Consider the following 19,803-nt stretch of genomic DNA (forward strand, 5'->3'; position numbering starts at 1 on the left):
TTGCGCCGAATTCAGAAACAAACCACGGATTAACTGTGGCATTTGCGACATTTTGCCATGACGACCGCCGCATTTGCGACTTTTTTCATGCAAATAATGATGACCAAGCGTAAACTTGCCGACAGATGCTTCCGGGGGGATGTCTTTGTCTACGTTTCGCACACTTGCGTATTTTGTTCAGTTTTTGCTGCAACGTCTCGCGTTTGTCGTTTTCCTTTTTAGCGCTCTGGCCTTGATTGGGGCCAGCGCAATGGCGGCACTTGGATTATGGTCCTGGATTGACCTGAACTTGGGATATCAGGGCCAACAAATCGAAAACGCTGGTATGTATGTGCAGATCGGCCTGAGTATTCTGGCCCTTGGCCTGTGCTTTTTCTTGCCTTCCAACCGGCGCATCATGGTCCTTGAGAACTCTCACCGCCGCTTTTCTATCGGAATGCAAGACGTCGCTCAGGCCTATAGTGCCGCTCATGCGGCGGACCGCGCGGAAACCTTTCAATTAAGTTCGGAATTCGATGCGGTGCGCGAACGTCTGGCCTATCTGCGTGACCACCCAGACCTTAGCACGCTGGAGCCGGCCCTGCTGGAGGTTGCGGCCCAGATGAGCCATATCAGCCGTGAACTGGCAGAGGTTTATTCCGACGACAAAATCGCCCGTGCCCGCAGTTTCCTCAAAGAACGCCAGCAAGAGATTGCCCTGTTCAACAGCCGCTTGGAGCAAGCCAAGGGCATCAGCACCGATTTAAAACACTGGCTGCATGAGGTGGAGCTGGAGGAAAGCGTGGCCGTGGCGCAATTGGAACGGCTACGCGCAGAGATGCAGGAAATCCTGCCGGAGCTGGGTCTTGAAAGCCGGCATAAGGCGGATCAGGCTGCATTGGACAATACCATCGTTGATCTACAGCCCAAGGCCGCCGAATAGCCAAGCGGACGGGCAGCGGTTTATCATCGAAAACCCTTGGCCGTCGCATTTGGGTCTTGGCAAAATTCGGCGTTAAAACAAGCTGGACGGGAACCCGGCACCGCACAGGGACGCGCGGTGCCGGGCTTTGTTCAGGTCAGGCTGCGACGCAGCTTTGGCAAACGGGACAAGATCAACGTGTCCAATACAAGCACGGCAAGCAGAGCCAGACCGGCCATCGGAAAGGCCATTGAAACACCCAGACCGACCAGCACCGCACCTTGCCACAGAGGCAGCTCTTTCGGCATCGGTGGCGCGGCAAGGCGCCCCGCCTTGGTCGGACGTCGCTTCCACCACAGGACGATTGAACTGACGCACAGGAACAAGACCGACAAACAGACAACCGTGTTGGCAAGCACGCTGAGGAAGCCCAGCGTTCCCATGTGCAGGGCAATACCCACGGCCATGGCCTTGCCCGCCAGCGAATAGTCTTCATAGCGCACATCCGCCAGAACCTTGCCGGTGTACTGATCAACATGGACAGTCCGGTCGGACATTGGATCAGTGCTATCCGTGCTCATCGAGTCGCGGCTCATCGTCCACACACCGGTTTCGTTTTGCGGCACGTTGAGTTGATAGCGGGCGTCGAACCCGATTTCCCGCGCAAGAGCATCGACTGTATCAAGAGTGACGGCACCCGTTTGCACACCAGCGGTCCCAACATCACTGCCGGATGCAGGCATTGGCGTTTGCTCCAGCGCCCAAGGCACTTCGCGGCGGTCGTGGTTCATGCTGGCGTGGGTCTCGTCCGACAAGGGGACATTATCCCATTTATCCGCAGGAAACTGGCTCCAGGCCTGCACCACCTTGCCCCCCCAGATACCGGCCCAAGCCAGCCCGGAAATCAAGAAGAAGACCAAAAAGAAGGAAAGCCAAATGCCGACGACCCCATGCAGGGATTTCCACAAAGCACGCCCGCGGCCAAAGCTGGGGATCAACGCATGTCGCCAGCCCGCCGCGCGTGGCCACCACATATAAAGCCCGGTTGCGATGAGAACCAACGAAAGAGAAGCCGCTGTTTCAAGCATCCTGTCACCGGTAACGCCCAGCATCAGGTCACTGTGAATGTTATCTACGAAATCATACCACCCGCTGCGGCGCGGAAATGTCTCGATCACTTGCGCGGTATAAGGATCGACAGCCACCATTGTGGCATTCCCCTCCGCGTCAACGCGAAACAGCGCCGCCAGATTCTCGGTTCTAGGGGCGACATATTGTTTTAATACACCGTTCGGGATGGCAGACACGGCAGCGTCAGCTTGCGCTGATACGGGCTGCACAATGGCCTGCGGCACAACTTCGGTGCGCTCCCCGTCACGCCCGTCGACCCATGCAATCCACAGCATGGCCATGCCAGTAATTGCAAGAACCGTCAAAAACGGAATGACGAAAAGTCCGGCATAAAAATGCCAGCGCCAAGCTGCAAAATAGAGTTTGTTCGCACCGCCCTCGGGCTGCGCGTTGGTTTCAGTCGATGTCATGTGTTGGCTCCAAGCCTTTTTGACCGCAAAATCGCGGGTGAAATTAGAATTCAGGTTGTCGAATTCAGGCTGTGGGGGGCGCGCGCGTCAGACGTGTTGGATCAAGCGGTCGCGTATGGTGAAGCCGCTTGGCGACAAAGGTCAGAACCCGCGTCTGATCAGAAATCAAAAGCGGAACCCCATGACAGTTGCGTGGTACAAGCACCGCACCAATCAAGCGGCAGGCTTCACATTTTTGGCCGGATGCGCTGCCCTTTTCGTCGGAACCGCCACAGATATCGGCAAGCGAACCACCTGCTGCAACATAAATCGCAAGCTCGGGTGACATCGCTCTCTTTGGACCAGAATGGGCAAAGCCGGATGCAGCCATCGCAAAGATTAATGCGAGAGGTGTAAGGTATCTGCAAAGGAAAGGCAGCGCGTTTAACATGCTAAGGCTCTTAGAAGGTTTTGCGCGAACGCACCAGAAGGGGAACCGAAAAAGCTCGTCTTTTTGGCACAGCACCGCAGTACCACTTTTCCCTTTGACGCCCCGCCCCCTCTGCGCCACAACCCTTGCCATGGCAAAACCCGTCAAGACATTCTCCTGCACCGCATGTGGTGCCAGTTTCACCAAATGGTCGGGCCGCTGTGACGGTTGCGGCGATTGGAATACCATTCAGGAAGACAAAGGCATTTCTGCCGGTCCGCCCAGCAAATCCCTGGGCGCGCGGCGCGGCTCTTCTGTCCAGCTGACCGATCTTTCCACCGAAGAAGCCCCGCCACCGCGCAGTTTTTCACGCATCGGCGAACTTGACCGCGTGTTGGGCGGCGGGTTGGTGGCCGGCTCTGCCATTCTGGTCGGCGGCGACCCCGGCATCGGGAAATCCACCCTATTGCTGCAAGCCGCTGCGCATTTTGCAAAGGCCGGTTTGCAAACAATTTATGTCTCTGGCGAAGAGGCCTCGGCGCAGGTCCGAATGCGCGCGCAACGCCTTGGCCTTTCAGATGCGCCGGTGCAGCTGGCGGCGGAAACCAACCTGCGCGATATCCTGACCACGCTGGACAAGGAACGCCCACAGCTTGCCATCATCGATTCGATTCAAACCATGTGGGCCGACAACGTCGAAAGCGCCCCCGGTTCGGTGTCCCAGGTACGCGCAGCCAGTCATGAGCTGACCGCATTTGCAAAACGCACCGGCACCTCAGTGATCCTTGTCGGCCATGTCACCAAGGAAGGCGCGATTGCCGGGCCGCGGGTTGTCGAACATATGGTCGACACGGTCCTCTATTTTGAAGGCGAACGCGGCCACCAGTTCCGTATCCTGCGCAGCGTCAAAAACCGCTTTGGTCCTGCGGATGAAATCGGTGTATTTGAAATGACCGGCAAGGGGCTGGCTGAGGTGACCAACCCTTCTGCCTTGTTCCTCTCAGAGCGCGGCCAACCCGCCGCCGGATCGGTTGTATTTGCCGGAATCGAGGGCACCCGCCCTGTGCTGGTCGAGCTACAGGCCCTTGTCGCCCCCTCACCCCACTCACAGGCGCGTCGCACCGTTGTCGGTTGGGATTCTGGTCGCCTTGCCATGATCCTCGCTGTGCTTGAAGCGCGATGTGGCATTCCTTTTGCCGGTCTGGACGTCTATCTAAACGTTGCCGGTGGCATGAAAATATCCGAACCCGCCGCCGATCTGGCTGTCGCTGCCGCCTTGTTAAGCGCGCGGGAAGACACGGCATTGCCCGCCGAAACCGTGGTTTTTGGCGAAATCAGCCTATCCGGTGCGCTTAGACCGGCCAGCCAGACCGAAAACAGGTTGAAAGAAGCGCAAAAACTTGGTTTTACCAGCGCTATCGCTCCTGCCGGTGGCAAAACCGCAGCGGCGAGTGGCATATCGCTGAATACAATGAGCGATCTGACCGGCTTTGTTGGTGAAATTTTTGGCGCGGGATAACGCGCCTATCGGGTAAGGGGCAGGACGACAATGGAAGGTTTTACGATTATTGACGGCGTGGTGGCGCTGGTCATCATCCTTTCAGCCTTGCTGGCCTATGGTCGCGGTCTTGTGCGCGAAGCCATGGCGATTGTCGGCTGGATTGCTGCCGCCATTCTTGCATTTTTATTCGCACCGCGGGTCGAACCCATGGTCAGCGAACTTCCGGTGGTGGGCGAATTTTTGGCGGACAGCTGTGAATTGTCGATCATTGGTGCATTCGCAGTGGTGTTTTCCATTGCCCTGATCGTGGTGTCACTGTTCACTCCGCTGTTTTCATCTCTTGTGCAACGTTCTGTTTTGGGCGGGCTTGATCAAGGACTTGGGTTTATTTTCGGTGTGGCCCGCGGGATCCTGTTGGTGGCGATTGCATTTTTTGTCTACAAAACCGTGATCACCGGCCAGCAGTTTACAATCGTAGACGAAAGCCGCTCTGCGGTGGTGTTCTCGCGCTTTACCGGCCAGATCGAAGAACAAAACCCCGAAGCGGCCCTTGGCTGGATCACCACGCGCTATGAAGCGCTCGTCGGGACCTGCGGCGAATAAGCCGACAGGCGCAGCGAAAGCGTTCCGAAACCGCTATTTTTTCGGGGTGAGTAATCCCTCGTTAACGATGTTGTAGTAGCTGTCAGGTCACCGGAAAAGGGGCACTTGGTGACTTCTCAGCACTCATATCGTGATTTCAACTTGGTATCGGCGCCTGTTTTTGTCCTGCACATTGATGACGCCGGCGAGCCAGTTTACGCAGCGGTCAACGACTTTGCGCTTCGCAAATCGGCTCGCCCCCTGTCGGATTATCTGGGCCGCACCGCGCTAGACGTTTATCCTCAGGCCTACGGGCGCAGGGCCTATGCCTGCCATTGCAGTGCGCGCGATAGCGGTAAGGTATCAACTTACCAACTTGACCTGCCTGTCGCGGGTATCACGCGCAGCTTTCGCACAACCCTATGCCCAGATATGGACAGAGATGGGAAGGTAACCCGGTTGGTAGGATATTCGACGGATCTGACCACAGAGCAGAATGCACAGGACGCGGAAGTACAGTTCAAAACCCTTGCGGCTGAGATGGAGCAGTTTATCGCCCTCGCGGCCCATGATCTGCGCGCACCCATGCGCCAGATTTCAGCCATCACTGCTTTGTTGCGCGAAGAACCCGACGAAAAAAGCACCAGTACGACTGAACTGCTGGATGCGCTCAACCGCATCGCAACAAAGACGATGGATCTGGTGTCAGAGGTATTGCAACACGTCGAGGTTGCCTCCGAAGGTAATCCGGAAACTGTCTTCAGTTTCCCCGCATTATGTCAGACTATTCTCGAAACACTCGACCCGACTCACATCCATGACGTTACGACATCTGTTGCCACGATAAGCACTGACCGTACCGTGATGCAGATCGCGCTGCACAACATGATCGAAAATGCCCTGAAGCACGGGCAACGTGACCGGATGAAGATCAGGATCGACATACGCCAGGGACGGACCGGGATGCTGGAAGTGACCCTGACCGACAACGGCAAAGGGTTTTCGCACGACGCCTTGAAAGTCATGAACCACAGCCAGTTCCGTGCCGAAAGCGGCTATGGCCTGTTTGCGGTCAAACGGCTGATTTCGGCCCGCGGCGGCACCCTGGCCGCGCAAAACCGACCCGATCAATCCGGCGCAGAGGCTCGTTTTTCCGTACCTGGCTTCTGCGTCGGCCAGTCGCCGAAATCGGGCGACGCCCCCAGCGCAGACCAACGGGGGCGAACCAACCGCCCCCGCTGCGCCTGATCCCGCATTTTTGCACCCTTTGGCACAAGCTGACCGGATTTACACAAATTTTACATATGCTGCGCTGCGGGGTGACACCGGGGATTAATCCTCCTACATAGTGTCCGTCCCCAACTGGATTCGGAGCAGCCCACCCGTGCCCAAGATTTCCCCGAAAATCATGCCCCCCGCCCATCCCTTTGATACGTCCTATCTGCGTGACGCAGGCGACGATGATAAACTGAAAGAAGAATGCGGCGTTTTTGGTGTGATCGGCGTGGCCGATGCCTCGAATTTCGTCGCCCTCGGCCTCCATGCCTTGCAGCATCGCGGTCAGGAGGCCGGCGGTATCGTCAGCCACGACCCAGAAGCCGGTTTTCAATCCGCCCGCCGCTTTGGCTATGTGCGCGACAATTTTACATCGCAAAAAGTGATGGAGACCTTGCCAGGAGAATTGGCAATCGGCCATGTGCGCTACTCCACCTCAGGCTCGAAGGGGCCAACCGCGATCCGCGACGTACAGCCGTTTTTCGGTGAATTCGCCATGGGCGGTGCGGCCATTGCACATAACGGCAACATCACCAATGCCAATGCCCTGCGCCGCGAACTGATCGAACGGGGCAGTATTTTTCAGTCCTCCTCGGACAGTGAATGTATCATCCACCTGATGGCCCGTTCCTTGCAACGCACGATCCCTGAACGAATGGAAGATGCGCTGCGCCGTGTTGAGGGGGCATTCTCTGTTGTGGCGATGACGCGCACAAAACTGATCGGTGTGCGTGATCCACTGGGCGTGCGTCCGCTGGTGCTTGGCAAGGTCGGAGACGGCTGGGCGCTCAGCTCGGAAACCTGCGCGCTGGATATCATCGGTGCCGAATTCGTCCGCGAAATTGAACCCGGCGAGATGATTGTGATCACGCCCAAGGGCATCGAATCTCAGTTCCCGTTCCGCCGTCAGGAATCGCGCTTCTGCATCTTTGAACATGTCTATTTCAGCCGGCCTGACAGCATCCTCGGAGGGCGTTCTGTTTACGAAACCCGCGAGGCGATCGGCCGTGAACTGGCCAAGGAAAGCCCCGTCGAGGCCGATCTAGTCTGTCCCGTGCCCGATTCCGGCACGCCGGCGGCGATTGGCTTCAGCCTTGAATCCGGTATTCCCTATGCCATGGGCATCATCCGCAATCAGTATATGGGCCGCACCTTTATCGAACCGACAGAGCAGATTCGTAACATGGGTGTGCGTCTGAAACTCAATGTGAACCGCGCCCTGATCAAGGATAAGCGGGTCATTCTGGTTGACGACAGCGTTGTACGCGGCACCACCAGCCGCAAGATAAAAGAAATGATCCTCGATGCCGGTGCCAAGGAGGTGCATTTCCGCATTGCCTCGCCACCCACCGCATGGCCTTGTTTTTATGGCGTGGATACACCGCAGCGCGACAAATTGCTGGCCGCGACCATGACCGAAGAGGAAATGCGCGACCATCTGAATGTCGACAGTCTCAAGTTTATCTCGCTTGACGGGCTCTACCGCGCGGTTGGCGAAGCCGGCGGGCGCAATGCAAAGTGCCCGCAGTATTGTGACGCCTGTTTCTCGGGTGATTATCCGGTTTCTCCCGCCGACCAGGTAGATAAGGGATTCCAGATGAAACCGGCGGCAGAGTAACCTGCCCGCCTTCTCAAACCACCAGAAAACAAGCAGATAACCATGACCAAAACAGCATTGATCACCGGCGCGTCCCGCGGGTTGGGTGCCGCCCTTGCCGAAGCGCTGGCTACAACCCATCACATCATCGCTGTGGGACGCACCACCGGTGCGCTTGAGGAACTGGATGATCGCATTCAGGCCAAAGGCGGTGCCGCGACCCTGGCACCGATGGATGTGACAAGTGCTGACGCCATGGCAGTGCTGTGTCGCGGCATTCATGACCGTTGGGGCAGCCTTGATATGTGGCTGCACTGCGCGATCCATGCCGCGCCCCTTGCGCCCGCGGATCACATCGATGCCAAGGACATGGCGAAATCTGTCGCCGGCAATGTCACCGCAACCTCAACCCTGATCACCTATGTCGCGCCTTTGCTGGGCCAGTCCGGTCAGGCGGTGTTTTTCGACGATCCCCGTTTGGACCAGAAATTTTTCGGAGCCTACGGCGCGACAAAGGCGGCGCAAATCGCATTGGCGCGCGCATGGGCTGCCGAAACGGCGAACATCGGTCCTAAGGTCAGCATCCTGACCCCCGCGCCGATGCCAACAGCAACCCGCGCAAGATTCTTTCCCGGTGAATCCCGCGACGGCCTGAGCGATATCCACACGCAAGCCGCTGCGGTTTTGGCGCAACTTTAGTCTGTTGTCGCCAAGCCGGCGCTTGCCGCGCACTGCCCCCTCACCTATTCAAGACCAAAGCGTTTCGATTTTGATCCCGTTGCCCGCACGTTCCCCCATTCCACGGGATTGAGCATTCGGCGCGACATGGGCTTTTCTGGAAAATGCAGAACGCTATGGAAAAGGGCTTGGACATGCGCATTCTCATCACCAATGACGACGGGATCACGGCACCGGGGCTTGAAACCCTACATGCCATCGCAACCGATCTGGCCGGACCGGAGGGCGAAGTCTGGACCGTGGCGCCCGCCTTTGAACAATCCGGCGTTGGTCATTGCATCAACTATGTCCATCCCACGATGATGTCCCAGTTGGGGGAGCGCCGCTATGCCGCCGAAGGCTCTCCTGCGGATTGTGTGCTGGTCGCGGTGCATGACGTGATGAAAGACTGCCCGCCCGATCTGGTGCTGTCCGGTGTCAACCGTGGCAACAACTCTGCCGAAAACACGCTCTATTCCGGCACCATTGGTGGTGCGATGGAAGCTGCGCTTCAGGGCTTGCCGGCGATTGCCTTGTCTCAATACTTTGGCCCGGCCAACCGCGAACTGGATGACCCTTTTGAGGCCGCCTTAAAACACGGTGCAGCCGTATTGCGCCGCATCCTGCGCAACACACCGGACGAGGATGCCGATTACCCGCTGTTTTACAACGTGAATTTTCCTCCCGTCGCGGCGGGCAACGTGAAAGGGACGCGGCTTGCCACCCAAGGGCGCAGGCCCGGTGTGGTCTTTGGCACCGAACCCCATACCGCACCTTCGGGGCGGCGGTTTTCATGGATCAAAGGCGGGGATCAACAAGTCAAGACCGCCCAAGGGTCTGATGCGGCCTACAACCTTGAGGGATATATCTCCGTCACGCCGATGCGCGCTGATTTGACCGCACATGACATGATGGAGGGCCTTGCTGGCATCAACTCATGACAGACGACGACGCAGACCACTCGACCGCTGAGCGCAAAATGCAGTTTCTCTATGCGCTGCGTTCAAAAGGCGTGACCGACAGCCGCGTCCTTGAAGCGATGGAAAATGTTGACCGCGGCCCCTTTATCAAGGGCCTGTTTTCCGGGCGCGCCTATGAGGACATGCCGCTGCCCATCGCCTGCGGCCAGACGATCAGCCAACCGTCCGTTGTCGGCCTCATGACACAGGCCCTTGAGGTTAGCCCCCGTGACAAGGTGTTGGAGGTTGGCACGGGATCCGGCTATCAGGCCGCCATCCTCAGCAAACTGGCGCGACGGGTCTATACCATCGACCGCCACCGCCGTCTGGTCCATGAGGCGCGCGGAATTTTTCAGGATCTTGATCTGGTCAATATCACCGCCATCACCGCAGACGGCAGTTTCGGATTGGCCGAACAGGCACCGTTTGACCGGATCATCGTGACCGCCGCCGCCGAAGATCCCCCCGGCCCGCTGCTGGCACAGCTCAAGGAGGGCGGCATCATGGTGTTGCCCGTGGGACAGTCGGATGCGGTACAGCACCTGATCCGTGTGCGAAAAACCGCAAGCGGGCTTGAATATGACGAAATGCGTTCTGTCCGTTTTGTTCCTCTGCTAGAGGGCTTGGGCAAAGACGGATAATAAGTTAAAAGAACCAGAACCTCCGGACACACGGGGGACCCGAGTGTAAAGAGGACAAGCAGATGCGCCCTTCCCATATGCGCCGTAAGGTTCGGTTGAGCCTGCTGGCCACCGCCAGCGCCACCCTTCTGACGGCCTGCGGTGATCAACCGCTCGACTTTGATCTGCGCGGCATCGGCGGCGGCTTTTCAACCGCAAGTGCCGCAACTGGCCCGCTGGCCAACCGCCCCCGGCCCGATGACCGTGGGGTGATCTCATACCCCAACTACCAGGTCGCCGTGGCCCGTCGCGGTGACACCCTGGCAGACGTGGCAAACCGGGTAAACGTAGACCCCGAGGCATTGGCGCGCTTTAACGGTATCAATGTCGACGACGCCCTGCGCAAAGACGAAATCATCGCCCTGCCCGGTCGCGTGGCAGAACCATCCCCCGCCACCGGTGCCGCTGCAAGTGGTCCGATCCAGCCTGTGGACATTAGCTCTCTTGCAGGCGGTGCCATCGACCGCGCGCCCGCAACACCCGGTGTGCAAACCGCCGCTCTGCCCCCCGTACCGTCCCCCGCGCCTGTGCAGACAGGACAGGAACCGGTGCGCCACAAGGTAGAGCGTGGGGAAACCGCCTATACGGTTGCACGCCTCTATAATGTGCCGGTCAAAGCCCTGTCAGAATGGAACGGTCTGGGGGCGGATTTCGCCGTGCGCGCGGGCCAGTATCTGTTGATCCCTGTGGCCAAGCAGAACCCACCGGCCCGCAAAGCAACACCAGCCGAGAGCGCTGCGGCGACAACCACAGCACCGGGCATCGGCACCCCCACTCCAACACCGCCCTCGGCGACCAAACCCCTGCCGCAGGATGAAGCCGCGAAACCGGCACCGGCAGCGACCAAGGCTCCCTCCAAACCCGTGGCAGATGTCGGCAAGACAACCAAACCGGCCAAGGCAACCAAGATGACCACCCCGGTCACCGGCAGCATCATTCGCGGCTATGCCAAGGGCCGCAACGAAGGCATCAACATCAAAGCGGCTGACGGCTCGCCCGTAAAAGCCGCTGACAGCGGCACAGTGGCGGCGATAACCAAAAGCGCCGAAGGGGTTCCGATTGTCGTCGTGCGCCATACCGGAAACCTGTTAACCGTCTATGCCAATGTGACCGATGTGACGGTTTCCAAAGGGGACAGCGTGGGCCGTGGCCAACAGATTGCAAAGCTGCGCAACGGTGATGATGCCTATGTGCATTTCGAGGTGCGCAAAGGCTTTGACAGTGTGGACCCTGCGCCCTTCCTGAACTGATCCAGACCAAAGCTTTTCACGCTCAACCTGAGATACCACGCCCCTATTCGCGTTCAGTCAGAAAGAGAGGCCGCGAGCAGGGGATTCAAGTTTTACGCGAAACGCTACAAGCTGGCCCAATGGGCCGGCTTCACGCCAATTTACCCCTAAATTGCCCCAAGTTTGCCTCAAACTGTGCGGTTCTGCCCTCATCACGCCCCGTTGCTGAAATAGAAACAATTCAACGCATCAAATGCGATTGGATTGAACAATGTTTGACGACTACAATTTCAAAGAGATGGAATGCGGCGCAGATGGCCCCGTTCGCCCCGTGTTTTCACCCCCCGCAAGCAATGTGCAAGCTGCGAAAAATGCCTGTGTCCCGGAATCGGGTGCACATCGGATTGGGAGATAACCCATGCCAACCTATAATGGCATCGGCTATCGCTGGACCGGATATAACATCCCCTCCACCCCTGAACTGACAATTACCATCACCGATGATGATGCGCAGATGGATTGGTTTGGCTCGGGCGATTCCAACCAACTTGTCACCACATCAGATGGCAATCACACCAACGCAGTCGTAAACGGCGGTTCCATCCTCAATGTGCGGATGGATACGGATAACGATGGCGTAGAGGACGTTGTCGAACCTGTTGCCTTTTTTCAGGTAGCCGGCCAATGGTACTGGCTCCCTACGCCGGGGTCCTCCTTTGAAACAGGGGATACCCTGTTGGGCAACGCCGGTGGTTGGGTGGATAGCGGCACCGGTTGGGATTACGAGGATATCACCTGCTTTGGAGCTGATACCCTAATTGATACCCCCCAAGGCCCGCGTCGGATTGAAGATCTGTCCGAGGGTGATCTGGTCAACACCGACAACGGTGGCGTACAGGCCATCGAATGGATTGGAAAAAGCACCGTGAAAGCCGATGGTGACCTTGCCCCGATCATCATCAGCAAAGGTACATTTAACAACGATCGTGACATCGCAGTCTCTCCGAACCACGCAATCCTTGTCGAAGACTGGCGGGCGGAATTACTGTTGGGAACCGATGCAGCCTTTATTCGGGCCAAAGACCTGCTAAACGGTGATACAATCTACCGGATGCCACAGCCGGAGTTCACCTATTGCCATCTGCTTTTGGACGGCCATTTTGTCTTGCAAACCAGCGGCATGTTGAGCGAAAGTTTCTATCCCGGTCCCGCCGCGATGCAGGCCCTCTCGCTGGCCTCAAAAAACGAAATTTTCCGGCGGTTTCCCGCACTCTGTATGGATACAGACAGCTTTGGCCCGCAGGCATTTGTTGTTGCAAAATCTTATGAAGCCGCCTGTCTTCCGACCTATGCCTAGAGTTTTTCGAGATTAAATCGAGACATCACGCCGCCCTTTTCGAATTCAAACATGGCGGGAGGCAGCGCACGAAGGGGCCGTTTTACTCGAAACGCTCTAGCGGAGGGGCACACCTTTGCGGCCTGCCAAATCCACAAAATACTGCCAAGCAACGCGGCCAGAGCGCGACCCGCGTGTCGCCTGCCATTCGATGGCTTCCGCGCGCAGGGTCTCGTCGTCAATCGGCACACCATGGGCGTCACAATAGCCACGGATCATGGCAAGGTATTGGTCCTGATCACACGGATGGAACCCCAACCACAGACCGAACCGATCCGACAGGGACACTTTTTCCTCGACCGCCTCAGCTGGATTAATCGCTGATCCGCGTTCATTTTCGATCATGTCACGCGGCATCAGGTGGCGGCGGTTTGACGTGGCATAAAGCACAACGTTGTCTGGCCGCCCTTCGATCCCGCCATCCAGCACCGCCTTGAGCGATTTGTAATGCGCATCGTCATTGCCAAAGCTCAGATCATCACAGAACAGGATGAATCGCTGCGACGCGCCGCGCAGAAGGTTCAGTAAACGGCCCACCGATGGCAGGTCTTCACGTTGTAACTCAACGATCCGCAATGCCTCATGTGTTGCGACAACATCAGCGTGTATCGCTTTGACAAGGCTTGATTTTCCCATGCCTCGCGCGCCCCAGAGCAAGGCGTTGTTTGCCGGCAATCCAGCAGCAAACTGGCGCGTATTCTGCAACAAGGTATCGCGCGACCGATCCACCCCCAGCAGCAAGGACAGATCCACCCGGCTGACTTTGCCCACCGGTTCCAGACGGTCGGGTTCAGTCTGCCAGACAAAGGCCGTCGCCGCGTCAAAGTCGGGGGCCGCAAGCGGTGCCGGTGCCATCCGCTCAAGTGCGGCGGCGATCCGGTCCATGGGGTCATCGATCATCGCGTTTGGCATAGATACGGCCCCTTCACTTCAAGTCATCTTCGTCGTCGTCAAACTCGGCCAGCAGGTCTTCATCTTCGTCATAGAAACCTTCGGCCCGCAGCTTGGCTTCGCGCTGCCTTTCAACCCGTTTCACCAATTGGATAGACAGCTCATAAAGTCCGTAAACCACCACAAACAGGATCACTTGGGTAATCACATCCGGTGGCGTGACCAACGCCGCCAGCACCAGAATCGCAACAACCGCATATTTGCGCACATTGCCCAGCCCCTCAGCGCTGACCAACCCGGCCTTGCCCATCAGCGTCAACAGCACAGGCAATTGGAAACACAGACCAAAGGCCACGATGAATTTTATTGTCAGGCTCAGGTATTCCTGCGCTGATCCCTGAAAGGCGATGCCGGCCACACCGTTCGCCACCGCTTCCGAGTCGTCACCGGTTAGTGATCCCTGCTGGAACCCCAGAAAGAAATCAAACGCTAGCGGGGTGACCACGTAGAACGCAAACGACGCGCCGATGAAGAACATGATGGGCGAAGCGACTAGAAACGGTAGGAACGCGCCCTTTTCGTTCTTATACAGCCCCGGCGCCACAAACCGCCACATCTGGTAGCTGATATAGGGAAAGCCCAGGACCAACCCGCCCAGAAGCGAGATCGAGATGGCAACAAAGAAGCCCTCTTGCAGCTTGATCAGGATCAGCCCGCAATCTTCCTGCCCACGCTCTGCCATGGCCGAACAGAGAGGACTGGTCAAAAAGTTGAAAATCGGGTTCCAAACCGTAAAGCAGATCACCATCCCGATGATAAAGGCAATCACGGAATGGATCAGCCGCGTGCGCAGCTCTGCCAGATGTTCGATCAGCGGCGCTGCGCTGTCGTCAATATCGTCTGTCGCGCTCATGTGTTACTCTTTTTCCGCTGCCGGGGGTTTTGCTGCCGCCTCAAGCTCTTCAGCTTTGGCCATCGCTTCCGCCGCTTCCCGCTGCTTGCGTTCTGCCGCTGCACGTGCCCCTGCCGCCTGAATTTTCTTAGCGTTTGCCGCACGTTCCGCCGACAATTTGCCGGTTTCGCTTTCCGGGTCCAGATCGGTCAGCGACTTGGCCGCAGATTTCACCCCATCCATCGCCGTGCCCACCGGATTGGTCGCCGCCTTGAGCGATTTATTGATCGACGTGGACATTTCGCGCATACCGCTATCGTCCGCCGCATCATTCATCGCAGAAGAGAACTCGCGTGCCATGCCTTTGGCTTTGCCGACAAACTGTCCGACCTTACGAAACAGGATCGGCAGGTCCTTGGGGCCGACAACAATCAGCGCCACGATCCCGATGACCAGCAGTTCGGTCCAGCCCAGATCGAACATGGATTAAACCTTGTCTTTGGTCGTATCGTTTTCGGCGACAACCTCGGTCTCAACGGTGTTGGACTCATCCGCCAGTTCTTTTTCGCCTTCGTTGATGCCCTTCTTAAAGCTGGTGATGCCCTTGCCGACTTCACCCATCAGGCTGGAAATCTTGCCGCGCCCGAACAGCACCAGAACCACAACCGCAATCAGCAAAAGGCCCGGCAAACCAATATTATTCAACATGTCATTTCTCCTTTTGGGACAGGCATATCGACGCCACGCCCGATCTGTTATTTCAATTTCTGTTTTAGGTAGCTGCGTGCGCAAGGCAAAGTGGCAAAGCCGTTTCGCCCGTGCGTTTCGGGCACCGGCGCAAAAATAATCACCCCTTGCCGCACCCAACTGACAGGTTTATGTCAGTTGGCATCCCCTAGATGGGTCTCACACATGACCAAAGGAGTTTCTCATGTCCCAGACCCAAGTCCAAACTGCAACTGTCGCCGAAATCGTGACATTTCGCCTGATCGAAGGTACCGAGCCTGCGGATTTTGTCAGCGCGGCCCGTGCGATTGAACCGATACTCAAGGCCAGCGGCACCGTCCTTGGTCGCACCCTGTCTTGCGATGACGCGGGCACATGGAACGATCACATCACATGGACCACAATGGCGGCGGCCAAATCCACCGCTGAGGCGATGATGGCCGATCCCATTGCCGCCCCGATGCTGCAGATGATTGACCCCGCGCATGTCTCGATGCGTCACGGGTTGATCAAATACCAACAGGAGTAACATGCGCCGCACTGATCGTCTTTTTGACATCATCCAGATCCTGCGCGACGGTAAACTTTACCGCGCGCAGGACATTGCCGAACGGCTAGAGGTATCCACACGCACCATCTACCGCGATATGGACACGCTCAGCGCATCGGGGGTGCCCATCGAGGGCGAGCGCGGAGTGGGCTATATGATTACCCAAGCGATCAGCTTGCCGCCCCTGACCTTGACCGCCTCCGAGCTTGAGGCGCTGAACCTTGGGCTGGCAATTGTCGGCCAAGCCGCTGATGATGCATTAAAAACCGCGTCGGAAACACTGGCAGACAAGATCGACGCCGTACTGCCCGCCCAGACCATTGCCGAAGCAGAAGCGTGGAAATTCGCGGTTTACCCCTTTGCCGATCCGACGCGCAACCTCACGCATATGCCGCTGCTGCGCTCTGCGGTCAAAGCCCGCCAAAAAGTGCGCCTGACCTACACCTCGCGCGAAAATGCTGTGACCAGCCGTGTGATCCGGCCACTGCATATGGAGTATTGGGGCCGCGTCTGGACCCTGACCTCGTGGTGTGAATTGCGCGAGGGTTTTCGCGTCTTCCGCCTTGATCTGATCGAAAGCGCCGAGGCCCTGCCCGACCTGTTTGTCGATGAGCCGGGCAAGACGCTGGCGGATTACGTGCCTTAGGGTTTCAGCTTCCAGCCGGATTGCGGTGGCAAAAACGCCTCTACGCTCGCCTGTGCAACCACGATCGTTTCGCCCCCTGCTGGCACGTTCAACCCGCCATGAACCGCGCGTACCTCGGCCTTGCCGCGTGGCAGCTTTGCCGTCAGCGCCACCAAGTCCAGCTTGTCCGGCTCTTGAACACCGATTGTCACCTGCACCCGCATCTCTTCATGCGACAAGTCCGTTACCGCGAAAAGCGGCAAAGATGAGTGACGCAGCGCGTCTTCAATCGCGCGGCTCGCTGCTTTGGTGTAATCCATCCCGTGCAGGTCATTGCCCATGCCCATCTCTATGATGACGCGGTGCATCGTTGTCAGATCACCCATCTGCCCGCTCCATATCAAACCCAACGGACAGCGCGACATTGGCCATCACGGTGGGATGCCCGCCCCCCTCTTGCCCCACAGGTCGCGGCACATCCAGACCGCCTTGCGATACATTCACCGTCACATTGCCATAGGGAAACACCGCTTTCAGCACCTCGACATCCACGCGGTCCGGCTGCTGTACGCCAACGTCCAGCGTGATCTGCATCGCGGTTTTGTCAAATCCAAAGAGTTCCGCCAGATTGATCGAGTTGTGCCACAGCGCATCGCGCACCGCCCGCTCTGCCGCTTGGGTATAGTCCCCCCGCCGCAGCGACGATCCCATTCCAAACTCAACAAGCAACGTGTCAGCCATCACAAAATCCTATTCATCAAACGGAAATACAAAACACCGGTCGCGCGGGATCGTCAGCCACATCACCGCACCGGGTTGCGGCAAAAATACATTCGGCACCGTCGCCCGCAGGGTAGATCCGTCATGGTCCAATACAAATTCAACCAGACTTTCCGACCCCATAAACCGCGCCCGCGAGACCACAGCCCGTGCCGGCATCCCCTCTTTTGCTGTGGGGTTTGGCCCCTTGCCCGCACGGTCAAAATCGATCCGCACATGTTGCGGGCGAAACACGATCTGCACCCGCGTACCATCCGCCACACCGGGGGCCAGAAACCGCCCGAAGGCTGTTTGCGCAAGCGCTCCCTCGACGGTCGCCTCGATCACATTTGCATCCGAGAAAAACGCAACCGCCGCGCGGTCCAAAGGCCGAGTGTAAACATTGTAAGGGGCACCCTGCTGCACAATCTTGCCGTCGCGCATCAATGCGATTTCATCCGCCATTCGCATGGCCTCGTCCGGTTCATGGGTGACCAGCAGAACGGCGGTATCTTCTTCTTTGAGGATACTAAGGGTTTCGTCGCGGATGCCGTCGCGCAGGCGGTTGTCCAACCCCGAAAACGGTTCATCCATCAACATGATACGTGGCTTGGGGGCCAATGCCCGTGCCAGCGCAACGCGTTGTTGTTCGCCCCCTGACAACTGGTGCGGATAGCCGTCGATAAAGCGCAACAGATCAACCCGCGCCAGCAGTTCTTCTACCCGGACGCGTTTCTCTGCCTTTGATCCCTTCAGGCCAAAGGCCACATTATCCGCCACCGACAGATGCGGAAACAGGGCAAAGTCCTGAAACATCAAGCCAATTTCGCGCCGCTCGGGCGGGATGCGAAACACCGTGTCACAGATCAGCTTGCCATCCACATGGATTGTCCCACTGTCCTGCATTTCGACACCGGCAATCATCCGCAAGGTCGTGGATTTACCGCACCCCGAAGGCCCCAGCAGGCAGGTTACCTGACCCGGCATAATTTGCAGTGACACACCATCAACAACCGGACGGTCCGCAAAGGAACGACGCAGGTCCTTGATTTCAAGGCGCGGAACTACCGGTTGGTCCGGCGTAGAGGCAACAAGGGTCATAGATATCCGATGGAATTACTCGGAAAAACTGCTATCAGCCCCGCCGCACCGCCGCAAGCACTCCGGCAAAGCCGACCAGCAGAACAGCCAGACAAATCACCAACAGCTGTTCGTATTTGTGCCCCTCGGGCAGGACAGCGGCCACCATCGCCCAGCTGCGCCCGAAATAGGCAATAGCGCCTACTACCGCCGCACCAAAGGCAACAAGGTATCCCCATAGCGCCACGTCGCGGCCCATCACCAGCCCGACAACCAAGACCGGCGTCAGGAACATCGACGCAGTACCACTGACCGCGACCGCATCAAACAGCGAGGCATTGCCCCAAAGCGTCAATCCCGTGCCCGCCACCATAAAACCCAGCATCACAAGACGCCCGCCCGCCAGCGTGCGCGGCGCAAGGCGCAGCTCTTCGACCACCAAACGTGCAGCAGAAGCCAAGGCCGAATCCAGTGTGCTCAGGGCGGACACCAACAGGGAAATCATCAGGGCAACAAAGACCCAAGGCGGGAACATCACGGCCCATGTGCCGATCAACTGTCCCTCGTAGGCCGCCCCGGTCAGGCTGGCCTGGATACCAAAGAAGCCAAAGCCGATGATACACAGCGTGGAAATCCAGAACGCATGTAGAAACGAGGCCTTGGTGGTCGCCTCATCGGCGATAAATCCACGGTCCATCATCACCGGATCATGGGCGGGATAAGAGAACACCTGCAACGCAGCCACCGCCAGCAACACCCATCCGTTATAGGCCCCCGATGCCCCCGGTGCCGTCACCACCGCGCCCAAATCAAATCCGGGGCTGGCGATCAACGCAATAAAGGCCACACCAAAAACCGCCAGAAACACCGACATCTGCACAACATCCGTGCGCAAGGCCGCCGACAGCCCGCCCCAAGCGGAATAGGCCAGCCCCAAAACAGCAACGATCATGATGGCCGTGGCACCACTGCCGGCGAGTACTGCGTTAAAGATCAACCCAACAACCAGTAGATTGGCAAACACTTCGGACAAAAGCCGCAGCGCAATCACCAGATTGTAACAGAGGTTCCCTGCCGCACCAAAATGGGCACCAAGCCAATCTTGCATCGACCGCGCCCCTTTCGCCCGAAGCCGCGCCACGATGAAACCGCCGGTCAGGAAGGACCCGTAATAGGCCGCATAGGCCAGTGTCCCTGCGATTCCGTAGTAATATCCCAGAATGGCAGCGTTCATCAGGGAACGTGCAAAAATCCACGTGGTGACCTGTGATAGAACCAACACCCAAAGCCCTGGTGCCCGCCCTTCAGCACTAAGCCCGCCAAAAAACCCGTCGATTGACGCGCGTTTAGGCGCAGCCAGAAGACTGGCAACCAGAATGGCCGCTAACAGTGAAATCAGAACAGTGGTTTGCATCGGGCGGCCCTTTAACTGGTGGTGATTAGCGCAGGATTAGCTGCCAATGCCACAAACGACCACCGGTGATCCCCTTTTG

At 57.8% G+C, this 19,803-nt stretch carries 22 protein-coding genes; 12 read left to right on the top strand and 10 right to left on the bottom strand.

The window, feature by feature from the left end; all coding sequences use genetic code 11:
• The first annotated feature begins 139 nt into the window (after window positions 1–139).
• Window positions 140–922, top strand: coding sequence for a DNA repair protein (locus HKX44_RS06030; RefSeq protein ID WP_276150372.1), 783 nt, complete (start codon window positions 140–142; stop codon window positions 920–922).
• A 131-nt stretch (window positions 923–1,053) separates the two neighbouring features.
• Here the strand turns inward: HKX44_RS06030 and HKX44_RS06035 are convergent, their stop codons facing one another.
• On the bottom strand, window positions 1,054–2,442 hold the full coding sequence (locus HKX44_RS06035) for a PepSY domain-containing protein (RefSeq protein ID WP_276150373.1): 1,389 nt from the start codon (window positions 2,440–2,442) through the stop codon (window positions 1,054–1,056).
• A gap of 64 nt (window positions 2,443–2,506) precedes the next feature.
• A complete protein-coding gene (locus tag HKX44_RS06040; protein WP_276153196.1) occupies window positions 2,507–2,770 on the bottom strand; it encodes a hypothetical protein in 264 nt (87 codons plus the stop codon).
• 232 nt (window positions 2,771–3,002) lie between these two features.
• Between HKX44_RS06040 and radA the strand changes: the two genes are divergently transcribed.
• The 9 genes from radA (at window position 3,003) to HKX44_RS06085 (ending at window position 12,748) form a co-directional block, all read left to right on the top strand.
• On the top strand, window positions 3,003–4,370 hold the full coding sequence (gene radA, locus HKX44_RS06045; RefSeq protein WP_276150375.1) for a DNA repair protein RadA: 1,368 nt from the start codon (window positions 3,003–3,005) through the stop codon (window positions 4,368–4,370).
• A gap of 30 nt (window positions 4,371–4,400) precedes the next feature.
• The gene (locus tag HKX44_RS06050) at window positions 4,401–4,955 is read left to right on the top strand and encodes a CvpA family protein (protein ID WP_276150376.1); all 555 of its coding nucleotides are present in this window, start codon (window positions 4,401–4,403) and stop codon (window positions 4,953–4,955) included.
• A 108-nt stretch (window positions 4,956–5,063) separates the two neighbouring features.
• Window positions 5,064–6,182 carry a PAS domain-containing sensor histidine kinase gene (locus tag HKX44_RS06055; protein ID WP_276150377.1) on the top strand — a complete coding sequence of 373 codons (1,119 nt, stop codon included), beginning with the start codon at window positions 5,064–5,066 and terminating at the stop codon, window positions 6,180–6,182.
• 160 nt (window positions 6,183–6,342) lie between these two features.
• On the top strand, window positions 6,343–7,827 hold the full coding sequence (gene purF, locus HKX44_RS06060; RefSeq protein ID WP_276150821.1) for an amidophosphoribosyltransferase: 1,485 nt from the start codon (window positions 6,343–6,345) through the stop codon (window positions 7,825–7,827).
• Window positions 7,828–7,869: 42 nt separating this feature from the next.
• Entirely contained in the window at window positions 7,870–8,505 is a 636-nt protein-coding gene (locus tag HKX44_RS06065; RefSeq protein ID WP_276150378.1) for an SDR family NAD(P)-dependent oxidoreductase, read from the top strand.
• 173 nt (window positions 8,506–8,678) lie between these two features.
• Window positions 8,679–9,464, top strand: coding sequence for a 5'/3'-nucleotidase SurE (gene surE / locus HKX44_RS06070; RefSeq protein ID WP_276150822.1), 786 nt, complete (start codon window positions 8,679–8,681; stop codon window positions 9,462–9,464).
• On the top strand, window positions 9,461–10,123 hold the full coding sequence (locus HKX44_RS06075; RefSeq protein WP_276150379.1) for a protein-L-isoaspartate(D-aspartate) O-methyltransferase: 663 nt from the start codon (window positions 9,461–9,463) through the stop codon (window positions 10,121–10,123). The genes surE and HKX44_RS06075 overlap by 4 nt, the downstream gene beginning before the upstream one ends.
• A 62-nt stretch (window positions 10,124–10,185) precedes the next feature.
• Window positions 10,186–11,412, top strand: coding sequence for a peptidoglycan DD-metalloendopeptidase family protein (locus tag HKX44_RS06080; RefSeq protein ID WP_276150380.1), 1,227 nt, complete (start codon window positions 10,186–10,188; stop codon window positions 11,410–11,412).
• Window positions 11,413–11,809: 397 nt separating this feature from the next.
• Window positions 11,810–12,748 (top strand): Hint domain-containing protein, encoded by a 939-nt coding sequence (locus tag HKX44_RS06085; RefSeq protein ID WP_276150381.1) that lies wholly within the window; start codon window positions 11,810–11,812, stop codon window positions 12,746–12,748.
• 96 nt (window positions 12,749–12,844) lie between these two features.
• On the opposite strand, the gene HKX44_RS06090 is transcribed toward HKX44_RS06085, so the two are convergent.
• From HKX44_RS06090 to tatA, 4 genes are read right to left on the bottom strand one after another with little or no spacing between them, the layout of a single operon-like run.
• A complete protein-coding gene (locus HKX44_RS06090) occupies window positions 12,845–13,687 on the bottom strand; it encodes an ATP-binding protein (protein ID WP_276150382.1) in 843 nt (280 codons plus the stop codon).
• 25 nt (window positions 13,688–13,712) lie between these two features.
• Window positions 13,713–14,591, bottom strand: coding sequence for a twin-arginine translocase subunit TatC (tatC, locus tag HKX44_RS06095; RefSeq protein ID WP_276150383.1), 879 nt, complete (start codon window positions 14,589–14,591; stop codon window positions 13,713–13,715).
• Between the two features lie 3 nt (window positions 14,592–14,594).
• Window positions 14,595–15,053 (bottom strand): Sec-independent protein translocase protein TatB, encoded by a 459-nt coding sequence (gene tatB, locus HKX44_RS06100; RefSeq protein WP_276150384.1) that lies wholly within the window; start codon window positions 15,051–15,053, stop codon window positions 14,595–14,597.
• Between the two features lie 3 nt (window positions 15,054–15,056).
• Entirely contained in the window at window positions 15,057–15,278 is a 222-nt protein-coding gene (tatA, locus tag HKX44_RS06105) for a twin-arginine translocase TatA/TatE family subunit (RefSeq protein WP_276150385.1), read from the bottom strand.
• A 223-nt stretch (window positions 15,279–15,501) separates the two neighbouring features.
• Between tatA and HKX44_RS06110 the strand changes: the two genes are divergently transcribed.
• Both HKX44_RS06110 and HKX44_RS06115 read left to right on the top strand, forming a co-directional pair.
• Window positions 15,502–15,825 carry a hypothetical protein gene (locus HKX44_RS06110; RefSeq protein WP_276150386.1) on the top strand — a complete coding sequence of 108 codons (324 nt, stop codon included), beginning with the start codon at window positions 15,502–15,504 and terminating at the stop codon, window positions 15,823–15,825.
• Between the two features lies 1 nt (window position 15,826).
• On the top strand, window positions 15,827–16,492 hold the full coding sequence (locus tag HKX44_RS06115; RefSeq protein WP_276150387.1) for a YafY family protein: 666 nt from the start codon (window positions 15,827–15,829) through the stop codon (window positions 16,490–16,492).
• Here HKX44_RS06115 and HKX44_RS06120 read toward each other — a convergent pair.
• Genes HKX44_RS06120 through HKX44_RS06135 form a run of 4 tightly spaced genes read right to left on the bottom strand, consistent with a single transcriptional unit; the run spans window position 16,489 to window position 19,724 of the window.
• On the bottom strand, window positions 16,489–16,857 hold the full coding sequence (locus tag HKX44_RS06120; protein WP_276150388.1) for a Lin0512 family protein: 369 nt from the start codon (window positions 16,855–16,857) through the stop codon (window positions 16,489–16,491). The genes HKX44_RS06115 and HKX44_RS06120 overlap by 4 nt on opposite strands.
• Window positions 16,850–17,212 (bottom strand): Lin0512 family protein, encoded by a 363-nt coding sequence (locus HKX44_RS06125; protein ID WP_276150389.1) that lies wholly within the window; start codon window positions 17,210–17,212, stop codon window positions 16,850–16,852. The genes HKX44_RS06120 and HKX44_RS06125 overlap by 8 nt, the downstream gene beginning before the upstream one ends.
• A gap of 9 nt (window positions 17,213–17,221) precedes the next feature.
• Window positions 17,222–18,331 carry an ABC transporter ATP-binding protein gene (locus HKX44_RS06130; RefSeq protein WP_276150390.1) on the bottom strand — a complete coding sequence of 370 codons (1,110 nt, stop codon included), beginning with the start codon at window positions 18,329–18,331 and terminating at the stop codon, window positions 17,222–17,224.
• A gap of 34 nt (window positions 18,332–18,365) precedes the next feature.
• A complete protein-coding gene (locus HKX44_RS06135; RefSeq protein ID WP_276150391.1) occupies window positions 18,366–19,724 on the bottom strand; it encodes a sodium:proline symporter in 1,359 nt (452 codons plus the stop codon).
• Window positions 19,725–19,803 lie beyond the last annotated feature (79 nt).

It is taken from the genome of Sulfitobacter sp. M05 (genome assembly GCF_029285175.1).
Taxonomy (GTDB): Bacteria; Pseudomonadota; Alphaproteobacteria; order Rhodobacterales; family Rhodobacteraceae; genus Sulfitobacter.